General features: G+C 71.2%; 13 protein-coding genes and 1 pseudogene. 6 read left to right on the top strand and 8 right to left on the bottom strand.

Translation table 11 applies throughout. The annotated features are described in order from the left end of the window. Positions 1-131 precede the first annotated feature (131 nt). Entirely contained in the window at positions 132-1,934 is a 1,803-nt protein-coding gene (locus tag ACIBBH_RS24565; protein ID WP_399407956.1) for a bifunctional metallophosphatase/5'-nucleotidase, read from the top strand. Positions 1,935-1,977: 43 nt separating this feature from the next. After that, on the top strand, positions 1,978-2,103 hold the full coding sequence (locus tag ACIBBH_RS24560) for a hypothetical protein (protein ID WP_399407954.1): 126 nt from the start codon (positions 1,978-1,980) through the stop codon (positions 2,101-2,103). A 68-nt stretch (positions 2,104-2,171) separates the two neighbouring features. Here the strand turns inward: ACIBBH_RS24560 and ACIBBH_RS24555 are convergent, their stop codons facing one another. The 8 genes and pseudogenes from ACIBBH_RS24555 to ACIBBH_RS24520 form a co-directional block, all read right to left on the bottom strand. Continuing rightward, positions 2,172-2,510, bottom strand: coding sequence for a hypothetical protein (locus tag ACIBBH_RS24555; protein ID WP_399407952.1), 339 nt, complete (start codon positions 2,508-2,510; stop codon positions 2,172-2,174). 91 nt (positions 2,511-2,601) lie between these two features. Continuing rightward, a pseudogene (locus ACIBBH_RS24550) lies at positions 2,602-2,746 on the bottom strand (pectin esterase); the annotation flags it as partial. Positions 2,747-2,904: 158 nt separating this feature from the next. Then, entirely contained in the window at positions 2,905-4,371 is a 1,467-nt protein-coding gene (locus ACIBBH_RS24545) for a sensor histidine kinase (RefSeq protein ID WP_399407950.1), read from the bottom strand. Continuing rightward, positions 4,368-5,105: a response regulator transcription factor gene (locus ACIBBH_RS24540; protein ID WP_399407948.1), complete on the bottom strand. Its 738-nt coding sequence runs from the start codon at positions 5,103-5,105 to the stop codon at positions 4,368-4,370. Before ACIBBH_RS24540 ends, ACIBBH_RS24545 begins: the two co-directional genes overlap by 4 nt. 90 nt (positions 5,106-5,195) lie before the next feature. Beyond that, positions 5,196-5,405, bottom strand: a complete 210-nt coding sequence (locus tag ACIBBH_RS24535; protein WP_399407946.1) for a hypothetical protein — start codon at positions 5,403-5,405, stop codon at positions 5,196-5,198. 30 nt (positions 5,406-5,435) lie between these two features. Further along, on the bottom strand, positions 5,436-6,569 hold the full coding sequence (locus ACIBBH_RS24530; protein WP_399407944.1) for a S1C family serine protease: 1,134 nt from the start codon (positions 6,567-6,569) through the stop codon (positions 5,436-5,438). Between the two features lie 189 nt (positions 6,570-6,758). Next, positions 6,759-7,781: a LacI family DNA-binding transcriptional regulator gene (locus ACIBBH_RS24525; RefSeq protein ID WP_399407942.1), complete on the bottom strand. Its 1,023-nt coding sequence runs from the start codon at positions 7,779-7,781 to the stop codon at positions 6,759-6,761. Positions 7,782-7,867: 86 nt separating this feature from the next. Beyond that, positions 7,868-8,647 carry a winged-helix domain-containing protein gene (locus ACIBBH_RS24520; RefSeq protein WP_399407940.1) on the bottom strand — a complete coding sequence of 260 codons (780 nt, stop codon included), beginning with the start codon at positions 8,645-8,647 and terminating at the stop codon, positions 7,868-7,870. A 171-nt stretch (positions 8,648-8,818) separates the two neighbouring features. Here ACIBBH_RS24520 and ACIBBH_RS24515 point away from each other — a divergent pair, with 171 nt between their 5' ends. The 4 genes from ACIBBH_RS24515 (at position 8,819) to ACIBBH_RS24500 (ending at position 11,940) form a co-directional block, all read left to right on the top strand. Beyond that, positions 8,819-9,655, top strand: a complete 837-nt coding sequence (locus tag ACIBBH_RS24515) for an alpha/beta hydrolase (protein WP_399407938.1) — start codon at positions 8,819-8,821, stop codon at positions 9,653-9,655. A 37-nt stretch (positions 9,656-9,692) separates the two neighbouring features. Further along, entirely contained in the window at positions 9,693-9,947 is a 255-nt protein-coding gene (locus tag ACIBBH_RS24510) for a MoaD/ThiS family protein (protein ID WP_399407936.1), read from the top strand. A 3-nt stretch (positions 9,948-9,950) separates the two neighbouring features. Continuing rightward, a complete protein-coding gene (locus tag ACIBBH_RS24505) occupies positions 9,951-11,057 on the top strand; it encodes a hypothetical protein (RefSeq protein WP_399407934.1) in 1,107 nt (368 codons plus the stop codon). Between the two features lie 145 nt (positions 11,058-11,202). Beyond that, positions 11,203-11,940 (top strand): DUF2993 domain-containing protein, encoded by a 738-nt coding sequence (locus tag ACIBBH_RS24500; RefSeq protein ID WP_399407932.1) that lies wholly within the window; start codon positions 11,203-11,205, stop codon positions 11,938-11,940. Positions 11,941-11,978 lie beyond the last annotated feature (38 nt).

The raw sequence follows: 11,978 nt of genomic DNA, 5'->3' as shown, positions 1-11,978 counted from the left end.
AAAGGGAAACGGTAAAGAAAACGGCAAAGGGAAACCAGGATGTGACCTTCAACACCCTGTTGCGCTACGCGCGTTGACTCTAGGCTGCGCCGGAAACGGGCCACCTTCCCAGCAGACCCACAGGGGGGCGCATGCCGACCGCACATCACCCGTACCGCCGCGTCAGACGCCGTACGTACGCTCTTCTCGCCTCCGCCGCCGGGCTGGCCACCGCCGCCGCACTGGCCACCGCGCTCCCGGCGGACGCCCACGACGGCACGGGGAGCCACGCACATCCCAGCCGCTACCAGGACGTCCAGCTCCTGTCCTTCAACGACCTGCACGGCAACCTCGAACCGCCGTCGGGTTCCTCCGGCCGGGTCACCGAACTCCAGCCCGACGGCACGACGAAGTCGGTCGACGCGGGCGGCGTCGAGTACCTCGCCACACACCTGCGCAACGCCCGCGCGGGCCACCCGTACTCCGTCACGGCGGCCGGCGGCGACATGGTCGGGGCCTCCCCGCTGATCTCCGGGCTGTTCCACGACGAGCCCACCATCGAGGCGCTGAACAAGCTGAAGCTCGACGTCACCTCCGTCGGCAACCACGAGTTCGACGAGGGCGCGCGGGAACTGGCCCGCCTGCAGAACGGCGGCTGCCACCCCACCGACGGCTGTTACGGCGGCGAGGAGTTCCAGGGCGCGAACTTCCCCTACCTCGCGGCGAACGTCCTCGACGAGAAGACGGGCAAGCCGATCCTGCGCCCGTACTGGGTGTGGAAGAAGAAGGACGTCAAGATCGGCTTCATCGGCGTCACCCTGGAGGGCACGCCGGGCATCGTCTCGGCGGACGGCGTCAAGGGCCTCACGTTCAAGGACGAGGTCGAGACGATCAACAAGTACGCCAAGGTGCTCCAGCGCCAGGGCGTGCAGTCGATCGTCGCCCTGGTCCACGAGGGTGGCTACCCGTCCTCCTCCTCGTACAACTACGACTGCGACTCCCCGGGCGCCGGCGACGGCATCTCCGGCCCGATCGTCGGCATCGCCGAGAACGTCACCCCGGCAGTGGACGCGCTGGTGACCGGCCACACCCACACCGCGTACGTCTGCACGATCGACGACCCGGCGGGCCGCCCCCGCATGGTCACCTCGGCGGCCTCCTTCGGCCGCCTCTACACGGACACGACGCTGACGTACGACCGCTTCACGGGTGACATCGCCCGTACGGCGGTGAAGTCGGCGAACCACGTGGTCACGCGGGATGTCGCCAAGGCGCCCGACATGACCGAGCTGATCGGCAAGTGGAACACGCTGGCCGCACCGATCGGAAACCGGGCTATCGGTTACATATCGGCCGATATCAGCAATACCGGTACCGAGTCCCCGATGGGCGACCTGATCGCGGACGCCCAGCTGGCGTACGGCAAGGACCTCGACCCGGCAACGGACCTCGCGCTGATGAACCCGGGCGGGGTGCGGGCCGGGCTGACGTATGCGGCCAAGGGCAGCGAGGGCGACGGCGTGGTGACGTACGCCGAGGGCTTCACCGTGCAGCCGTTCTCCAACACCGTGAACGTTCAGGACTTCACCGGGGCGCAGCTGATCCAGGTGCTCAAGGAGCAGGTGAGCGGCGCGAACGCGGCGGCGCCGAAGGTGTTGCAGGTGTCGTCCGGTCTGACCTTCACGCTGGACCTCACCAAGTCCGGCGCGGACCGGGTGGTGACCGACTCGATCCGGCTGAACGGCGCGGCGGTCGACCCGGCGGCCACGTACCGGGTCGCGACGAACAGCTTCCTCGCGGGTGGCGGGGACGGCTTCACCACGCTGGGGCAGGGGACGAACGACGTCGTGGGCACGGACGACCTGACGGCGCTGGAGAAGTACCTGACCGCGAACTCGTCGGCGAGCCGCCCGCTGGCTCCGCCCGCGGCGGACCGGATCACGATCGTGCAGTAGTCCTACGGCAGGCCGTAGGGCAGGGGCCCGGCACGCGCATCCCGTGCGTGCCGGGCGCTTCCGCAAGATCACCCCGGTCAGGAAGGCCCGCAAGCCCGCCCCGGCCCCGAAGAGGGCGGCTCCCAAGAAGTCCGCACCGAAGCGCCGCCCGGTCGCCGACAAGGGCTGACAAAGATGGGCGGGAGCCGGTGCCGGTGGCGGAGGAGACGATGATCCTGCGGTGGTAGCGCGAGGGGCTCACGGGCTGCGCGGAGCGGCGGGGACCTGGGCCTCCCAGCGCCAGTGCAGCAGGGCGGCCAGGAGGGCGAAGGCGGCGAGCGGAACCCAGAGCGGGGCCGTGATCCCGTGAGGGCCGACAAGGGTGCGGCCGCGCCGTGTGCAGAGCGCCGTGTGCGCGAGCAGTAGAACGTGGAAGCCCGCGAGGGCCGCCGACACCCACTTGGGCATGACGTGATGCGTCCTCGCCAGCTGGAGGAGGCTGTTGCCCATCAGGAACCCCATGACCACGGTCATTCCCCGTGGCACCTTCCTGACCTTGCGGTACTCCCGCTCCATCCCGCCCTCGCCTGCGGCCATGGCCCCGCCCACCGATCAATTCCGGACAGCTGTTCGGGGGATCGTAGGGTGTGGCAGCTGCTGCCGGGAAGCGACGAGAGTGCGGGAGACGTCAGGAAGCCGTAGTCGTCCAGTCCCCCAGCCAGTCCCCGACCTCCTGGTCCGCCGCCTGGGCGTCCGTCAGCTGCGGGCGGTCGCTGCTCGCGGTTGCCGGCGCCGGGGCCCGTGTTCTTGTACTCGGCGAAGCGGTCGTCCTCCCGCTCCGGCCGGCGGTGATGGGAGGATTTGGACCGGGGCTGGGTGCCTGAAGTCCTGGTGGGCGGGGGAGGGCGTGGCTCACATCTTCCAGTGGTGCCCGGCACACCCTCGACTCGTGGTCCTGCAACGGTGCGGGGCGGGTTTGTCCGGGTGGGGATCAGATCGTCTCCGGGGGCGGGGTGGGGGCGCCGGGGAGGCGAATCGTTGCCACCGTGCCGCCTCCTTCCGCTCGCGCCAGGGAGACCACGCCGCCCGCCTGCTGGACCGTGCGGGCCACTATGGACAGGCCCAGTCCGGAGCCGGGGAGGGCACGGGCCGACGGGGAGCGCCAGAAGCGGTCGAAGACGTGGGGGAGTTCCTCGGTGGGGATGCCGGGGCCGTGGTCGCGGACCGTCAGTACGCCCTTGCTCAGCTGCACCTCGATCGTGCCGCCCTCGGGGCTGAACTTCACCGCGTTGTCCAGGATGTTGACCACCGCCCGCTCCAGCGCGGCCGGCTCGGCCCGGGTGTACCAGGGTTCCAGGGATGCCGTGATGGTCAGTTCCGGGCCGCGCAGGCGGGCCCGGCGCAGGGCTGCCTCCACGGTGTCCTCCAGGGAGACCACCTGGACGCGTTCGCCGCGCTGGCCCTCCGAGCGGGACAGTTCCTGCAGGTCGCCGATGAGCGAGGCCAGTTCTGTCATCTGGGCCTTCACCGAGGCGAGCAGTGCCTTGCGGTCCGCCGGGGGGATGGGGCGGCCCGTCTCCTCGCTGCGGGTGAGGAGTTCGATGTTCGTGCGGAGGGAGGTGAGGGGGGTGCGGAGTTCGTGGCCCGCGTCCGCGATGAGTTGTTGCTGCAGTTCGCGGGAGTTGGCCAGGGACGATGTCATCGAGTTGAAGGAGCGGGAGAGGCGGGCCACCTCGTCCTCCCTGTCCTCCTCGACCGGGATGCGGATGCTCAGGTCCTCGGTGCGGGCGACGTGTTCGACGGCCTCGGTGAGCTTGTCGACGGGGCGCAGGCCGGCGCGGGCGACCGCGAGGCCTGCGGCGCCGGCGCCGATGACTCCGATGCCGGAGACGAGGAGGAGGATCAGGGCCAGGTCGTTGAGGGTCTTCTGGGTGCTCTTGAGAGGGACCGCGACAAGCAACGCGGTGTCGGGGTAGAGCTGGGGTGGGGAGCTGATGCCCTGGCTCACCGCGAGGGGCATGGTCAGCACGCGGACGTCGTTTCCGTCGGAGTCCGTGCCGTCGCGGACGATACCGTCGCCGCTGTCCGCGTTCCTGATCACGGCCTTGTCGCTGGACGTGGTCTTCACTGTGCCGGCGGCGTCCGAGGAGACGCAGGCCGTGCCGTCAGCCTTGACGAGCTGGGAGTAGTAGGAGTCATGGGACCGCAAGCCACCGAACACGGACTCCGTGGGCTTCTTCGGGCACGCGGAGAGCAGTGCCTCCGCCTGGTTGACGGACACAGGCCGCTGCACGGACTTCTTCAGCTGGCTGTCGAGCTGGTCGTACAGCTTCCCCTGCACAATGAACCAGCACGTCACCGACACCGCCGCCACCGCGAACGCCACCGCCGCCGCCACCAGCAGCGCCAGGCGCGAGCGGATGGGGAGGGAACGGTAACGGCGCAGCAGCCTTCTCACTCCGCGCCGCCCTGTCGCAGGACGTAGCCCACGCCGCGCACCGTGTGCACGAGCCGCGGCTCGCCGCCCGCCTCGGTCTTGCGGCGGAGGTACATCACGTAGACGTCCAGGGAGTTCGACGACGGCTCGAAGTCGAAGCCCCAGACCGACTTCAGGATCTGCTCGCGGGTGAGGACCTGGCGCGGGTGGGCCATGAACATCTCCAGGAGCGTGAACTCCGTGCGGGTCAGTTCCACCTGGCGACCACCCCGCGTGACCTCGCGGGTCGCGAGGTCCATGCGCAGGTCGGCGAAGGTGAGGGCCTCGTCCTCGTCGGCGGGGTTCGTGCCGGCCGCCGCCGCGTACGAGCTGCGGCGCAGCAGCGCGCGGACCCGGGCGAAGAGTTCGTCCAGTTCGAAGGGTTTGACCAGGTAGTCGTCGGCCCCGGCGTCGAGCCCGGTGACACGGTCGCCGACCGTGTCGCGGGCCGTGAGCATGAGGATCGGGGTGGTGTCGCCGACGCCGCGGATGCGGCGGGCGGCGGTGACGCCGTCCATGCGGGGCATCTGGATGTCCAGGACGACCAGGTCGGGCTTGTACGCGGTCGCCTTCTCCAGGGCGTCGGCGCCGTCGACCGCGACCTCGGTGTCGTATCCCTCGAAGGCGAGGCTGCGCTGGAGTGCTTCGCGTACGGCCGGTTCGTCGTCGACGATCAGGATGCGCTGGGGGTCACGGTCGCCTTCGGCGGGGCTCATCGCTCGCGGTTCCTCGGGGTGCGGTGGTCGTGGGTGGGCCGCTCTCAGCCTCGCATGGTTCCGGGCTGGGCAGTAAGGACGGGGCCGGCGTCAGCCGCGGACCGCGGTCAGGCGCTTCAGCTGGACCTTGTGGCGGTGCGGGTGGCCGGCGGGGACCCGCAGGCCCATCAGCTGGGGGGCCGCGACCTCGGGGGCCCGGGGCGCCGGCACCGGTGCGTGGAGGTCGTACGCCACCGCGAGGGCCAGTGCGATGCCGGCCGGGTCGGTGCCGGCGACCGTGTGCGGAACCTGCTTGATCATGACGTACTCCCTGATGTGCCGGGTGGTGGTTCAGCTGGTGGAGCCGGCCCGGAGCTCGGCCAGGTCGGACTTGACGGTGTTGCTGGGGATGGCGAATCCGAGGCCGATGCTTCCCGCGTCCGCCGAGGACGAGGACTGGGCCGACGAGTACATCGCGGAGTTGATGCCGATGATGGCGCCGCTCGCGTCGATCAGGGCGCCGCCGGAGTTGCCGGGGTTCAGCGAGGCGTCGGTCTGGATCGCCTTGTAGGTGGTGGTGGAGGAGCCGGTGTCGCCGTTGAACTGCCGGCCGCCGAACTGGAACGGCCACTGCCCGTCGCCGCCCTGGCTCTGGCCCGGGTTCTCGTCGGTGGAGACGGTCACGTCGCGGTTCAGCGCGGAGACGATGCCGCTGGTGACGGTGCCGGTCAGGCCCTCGGGGGAGCCGATCGCCACGACCGTGTCGCCGACCTGGACGCCCGAGGAGTTGCCGAGGGTCGCCGCCTTCAGGCCGGAGGCGCCCTGCAGCTTGAGGAGGGCGAGGTCCTTGGAGCTGTCGGTGCCGACGGCCTCGGCCGTGTAGGACTTGCCGTCGCTGGTCGTCACCTTGATCGACGAGGCGCCGGAGATGACGTGGTTGTTGGTGACGATCTCGCCGTTGGACGTGATGATCACGCCGGAGCCGGTGGAGGAGCCGTTGCTGAGGGTCGCCTTGATCTCGACCACGCTCGGGCTGACCACGGCGGCGATCGCGGCGACATCGCCCTTCTTGCCGGAGGGCACCACGTTGGCGGTGGTGGAGGAGGTGGCGGCGGTGTCCTTGCCGGTCAGCTCCCGGAAGGCGTACGCCGTGCCGCCGCCGATCGCCGCCGCGACCATGGCCACCGCGGCCAGCAGGGCGATCGGGCCGCGGGTGGGCTTCTTCTTCGGCGCCGGGTCGGGATCGGCGGAGACCGAGGTGAGGACGGCGGTGCCGCCGTCCGCGCCGTCCGTCGCGGTCGCGGCCTGGCCCGGCCACACGGTGGTGCCCGGCTCGACGGTGACCGGCTGCACGGGCTGGTACGCCGGCGGGGGCGGCCACTCCGGGTTCACGGAGGAGGCGTGCTGCTGCTGGGGGTACGCGCCCTGGTAGGCGTCACCCTGCGGGTTGTCGTACGCGCCGCGGCGGCGGAAGCTCTCGGTCATGACAAAGAGCTTCGCCCGCGACCATGAGAGCTCGCTGAGTGCTTGCTGAGAAGCTCGGCAGAACCTCGTGTGCCCGAGACAAACGCCGTCCTCGCAGCTCGGGGCGGGGCCTCAGGGGGCCTTCACAGACGCTGGTACAGGTCACTCACAGCCGTGGGGCACGCGTCACTCACAGCCAGGGGGCACGCGTCACTCGCAGCCGCAGGAACTGCGCACCACCAGCCGCGACGGAAACGTCTTCAGCCGCTCCCGCCGCGAGCCCGCCACCCGCAGACCGTCGTCGAGGACGAGGTCCACGGCGGCGCGGGCCATCGCCGGGCGGTCCGAGGCGACCGTTGTCAGCGGCGGGTCGGCCAGCGCCGCCTCCTTGATGTCGTCGAAGCCGGCCACCGCCAGCTCGCCGGGCACGTCGATGCGCAGCTCGCGCGCGGCGCGCAGCAGGCCGATCGCCTGGTCGTCGGTGGAGCAGAAGATCGCGGGCGGCCGGTTCGGGCCGGACAGCACCTCCAGGGCGACCCGGTAGGCGTCGTAGCGGTTGTACGGCGCCTCGAACAGGCGGCCCTCGGTGGAGATGCCGGCCTCGGCCATCGCGCGCCGCCAGCCCTCGACGTGGTCGGAGACCGGGTCGCCGACCGCGGGTGTCTCGGCGGTGCCGCCCATGCAGGCGACGTACTCGTACCCGTGCTCCAGCAGATGGCGGACGGCGAGCTGGGCGCCGCCCAGGTCGTCCGTGACCACGGCGACGTCGTCGATGGCCTCGGGCCGCTCGTGCAGCAGCACCACCCGGGCGTCCCAGGCCTCGATCTCGGCGGCGGCCAGATCGTTGAGCGCGTGGCTCACCAGAATCAGCCCCGAGACCCGCATGCCGAGGAAGGCGCGCAGGTAGTGGACCTCGCGTTCGCCGATGTAGTCGGTGTTGCCGACGAGCACCATCTTCCCGCGCTCGGAGGCGGCCTGCTCGACCGCGTGCGCCATCTCCCCGAAGAAGGGCTGGCGGGCGTCCGGGATGATCAGGCCTATGAGGTCGGTGCGCCGCGAGGCCATCGCCTGGGCGACGCGGTCGGGCCGGTACCCCAGCTCCTTGATCGCGGCGAGGACACGCTCGCGCGTGGCCGGGGCGACCGGCCGGGGTCCGTTGTTGATGACATAGCTGACCACGGCGGTGGAAGTCCCCGCCAGCCGCGCCACATCATCCCGAGTCACCTTGGCCACGCGCGGAGTCTACGCGGAGAGACCCGCTCTGGGCAGGGCGTACCGGGGCTTCCCTGTGCGGAAGCAATGCCCTGCCCGAGCGTCGGCTAGGCCTCCGCGGGGATCTCGGTGGCGTCCAGGGCGGCCGAGGTGTCCGCATCCTCCGGCTTTGGCGGGTCGGCCTTGGCCTTCGCCTCGTCGGAGGTGCGGTCCGCCTTCTCGGGAGTAACGAATCGATAACCGACGTTCCGGACGGTTCCGATCAGCGCCTCGTGCTCGGGGCCGAGCTTGGCGCGCAGCCGTCGTACGTGCACGTCGACCGTGCGCGTGCCGCCGAAGTAGTCGTAGCCCCAGACCTCCTGGAGCAGCTGTGCGCGGGTGAACACGCGGCCCGGGTGCTGCGCGAGGTACTTCAGCAGCTCGAACTCCTTGAAGGTGAGGTCGAGCACCCGGCCCTTGAGCTTGGCGGAGTACGTTGCCTCGTCCACCGACAGGTCGCCGTTGCGGATCTCCATCGGGGAGTCGTCGTTGACGATCTGCTGCCGGCCCATGGCCAGCCGGAGACGGGCCTCGACCTCGGCGGGGCCGGCGGTGTCCAGGAGTACGTCGTCGATGCCCCAGTCGGCGGTGACGGCGGCCAGGCCGCCCTCGGTCACGACGAGGATGAGCGGGCAGCCGGGGCCCGTGGAACGCAGCAGCTGGCACAGGCTGCGCACCTGCGGCAGGTCGCGGCGGCCGTCGATGAGGATGACGTCGGCACCCGGGGTGTCGACGAGTGCGGGGCCTTCGGCCGGGGCGACCCGCACGTTGTGCAGCAGCAGGCCGAGGGCGGGAAGCACCTCCGTCGACGGCTGGAGGGCGTTGGTCAGGAGCAGCAGAGAACTCATACGTCTGGTTCCTCCTCGGTCCCTGCGAGGACGTGTGCGGTGCGGCACTGCTCTGCGATCCCGGGGCCCCGTACACCTGCGGCTTTACCGCTTCGTATACAACGCTTCCGAAAGCACAAAAGGACCCGGGGGCTTCGCTGCCCGAGTCCTCTGCCCAGCAGAATAGCCCACATGAGCAACGGTCCGGCAGGTCATGTGGCACGTTCCACCATTCGTCCGAACTGTGAGACGAGCAGACGCACACCTTTGCGGACGTTTCTGCACACCGCCGACGGGATTGCGATCGATTCCGTATACAACCCCGGGTCGTTCGTATACGACGCCTCCGCGCCACCCTCCCGTGCCCTGGTGTTCGTCGTCGCGCACGGTTTCACGGGCGCCGCGGACCGGCCGCACGTGCGGCGGGTGGCGGGGATCCTCGCCCGGTACGGGGCCGTCGTCACCTTCTCCTTCCGGGGGCACGGCGCGTCGGGCGGCCGGTCCACGGTCGGTGACAAGGAGGTGCTCGACCTCGCCGCCGCGGTGGAGTGGGCCCGTGGCCTCGGGCACGCGCGCGTGGTCACCGTCGGCTTCTCGATGGGCGGCTCGGTGGTGCTCCGGCACGCGGCACTGCACGAGGGCACGGACGCCGTCGTCTCCGTGAGCGCGCCGGCCCGCTGGTACTACCGGGGCACCGCCCCGATGCGCCGCCTGCACTGGCTGGTCACCCGCCCCGAGGGCCGCCTGGTCGGCCGCTACGGCCTGCGCACCCGCATCCACCACCGCGACTGGGACCCGGTGCCCCTCTCCCCCGTGGAGGCCGTGCCGAAGATCGCCCCCACCCCCCTGCTGATCGTGCACGGCGACAGCGACGGCTACTTCCCCGTCGACCACCCCCGGATGCTGGCCGAGGCGGCCGGTGACCACGGCGAACTCTGGCTTGAGCCCGGCATGGGGCACGCCGAGCACGCGGCACCGGAGCAACTCCTGGCCCGGATCGGGGACTGGGCGGCGGCGCGGGCGGGCTAGCCTGGCCTCATCCGTCTCTCTCCGATTGAGGAACCAGATGTCCAAGGTCACGGTGCGCTACTGGGCCGCCGCCAAGGCCGCGGCCGGGGTCGCCGAGGAGCCGTACGACGCGGCGACCCTCGCCGAGGCGCTCGCCGCGGTGCGCGAGCGACACCCCGGCGAACTCGTGCGCGTCCTGCAGCGATGCTCGTTCCTCGTCGACGGTGACCCCGTGGGGACGCGCGAGCATGAGACGGTACGGCTGGCCGAGGGCGGCACGGTCGAGGTGCTCCCGCCGTTCGCAGGAGGGTGAGCGATGACCAACCAGCCGTACGAGGGCGGAAACCCCCACCAGGGGTACGAGGGCTATCAGGGGTACGAGGGCTACGACCCGTACCAGCAGCAGGCGCCGCAGGCCTGGCCCGGGCAGGACCAGGCGGGGTACGACCAGGCGGGGTACGACCAGCAGTACACCCAGCAGTGGCAGGGCCATACCTGGGAGACGCAGACGCACGTGCCGGTGCAGCCGCCGGTGACGGCCGCCGAGACGGCGTACCTGCCGCCGCAGGGGTACGGGCCCGCCGGCCCCGCGCGCCCGCAGCCCCCCGCACCGGATTCCGGGCCCGAGTCTTCGTACGGCCCGGCCACCGTCGCCGGCAACTCCCGCATCACCGACGCCCAGCGCGCCCGGCTGGAGGGCCGTTCCCCGATCATCGAACCGGGCATGCAGCCCGCCGCGCTGACGGCCCTGCTGGGCCTGCTGCTCTCCGGTACGGCGGCCATCGGGACGTACGCCCTGGTCGTACCGCTGGTGCTGCTCCAGGCGGTGACGGCCGCGGGCTGGTTCCGGCTGAACGGCATGTGGCCCGCCCGGCAGGGCATCGCCCTCGCCTTCGCCGGGGCGCTCACCGCGGACGCGGCGGTGCTGGTGGCCGGCCGGGAACACGCGCCGGCCGCGATCCTCGGCCCGCTCGGTGTGTGGGTCCTGCTCGCCCTGGTCCTCCAGCTGCGCTCGCACGCCTCGCCGGACGAGCGCATGTACGGCCTGATGGCGACGGTCGCCTCGACGGCGCTGTCGGTCATCGCCACCGGCTACCTGGGCGCCGAGCCCGACGCGGTGACGGTCGGCGCGGCCGCGGTCGCCGTGGCCCTCCTGGCCCGGGCCATCCCCCTGCCGACCCCGGCCTCCGTCGTAGTCGCGGTGCTCGCCGCGGCGGGTGCCGGCATCGCGCTGGGCGGGGTGACGGACCTGGGCACCAAGGGGGCCCTCCTGGGCGCCGCCGCCGCGGCCTGCGCCCTGATCGGCCACCGCGTCGCCGGTTACGACTACCCCTCGCGCTTCGTCCACTTCACCGCGGGCGTGGCCCTGCCGCTGTCGGCGGCGGCACCGGTGGTGTGGGTGCTGGGGCGGGCGCTGGGGTAGTCGCGCGGGTGTGGGCACGGCGTTCCTGTCACAGGTGATCGACAAACGCCCTGCGGCCCGGCCTCGCAGGGTTACCGTCTCCGTGGCACCACAAGCGACCCACAAGTGATCTCCACATGACTGCCTAGCCGGGGGAAACAAACAGATGCGCGCCCTGCGAATACTGCTGATCGTCGTCGTGATCCTGGGCGGCCTGTTCGTGATCGCCGACCGCGTCGCCGTGAGTTTCGCGGAGGGCGAGGCCGCCGACAAGCTGAAGGCGAGCGAGAACCTCGCCGAAACCCCCGACGTGTCGATCAAGGGCTTCCCCTTCCTCACCCAGGTCGCGAGCGGCTCCCTGGACGACGTCGAGGTCGGCATCAAGGACTACGAGGCGGCCACCGGCAACGGCACCGAGAAGATCCGTATCGACGACCTGAAGGCCGACCTGAAGGGCGTCGACTTCTCCGGCGACTACAGCTCCGCCACCGCCTCCAGCGCCACCGGCACCGCGACCATCGCCTACGCCGAGCTGCTGAAGACCGCCAAGTCCGAGCCCACCCAGGTCGCCCCCGGCGTCACCGCCCGCGTGGTCGGCCTGTCCGACGGCGGCAACGGCAAGATCAAGGTCGCGGTGGAGGCGACGGTCCTCGGCAACAAGCTGCCCAACCCGGTCCCCGTCCTCAGCTCGGTCGCCGTCGAGGGCGACAGGGTGAAGGTGCACGCCGACGCCCTGCCCGCGATCGGCGGCGTCGACATCGCCGAGGACCGGGTCCGCGAGATCACCGACTTCCAGCAGGCCGTCGACCAGCTGCCGGGCGGCATCAAGCTCGACAAGGTGCAGGCGGCGAAGGACGGCGTCGAGATCACGGTGAAGGGTTCGAACGTCAAGCTGGCCGGGTAGGACCACCTGCGGTGTGGGCGGCCGTCCGAGGAGCGAGA

The sequence above is a fragment of the Streptomyces sp. NPDC051636 genome (genome assembly GCF_044453765.1).
Classification (GTDB): Bacteria; Actinomycetota; Actinomycetes; order Streptomycetales; family Streptomycetaceae; genus Streptomyces.
Note: the sequence above shows the minus strand (reverse complement) of the source record. Positions and strands in the feature narration are given on the sequence as shown.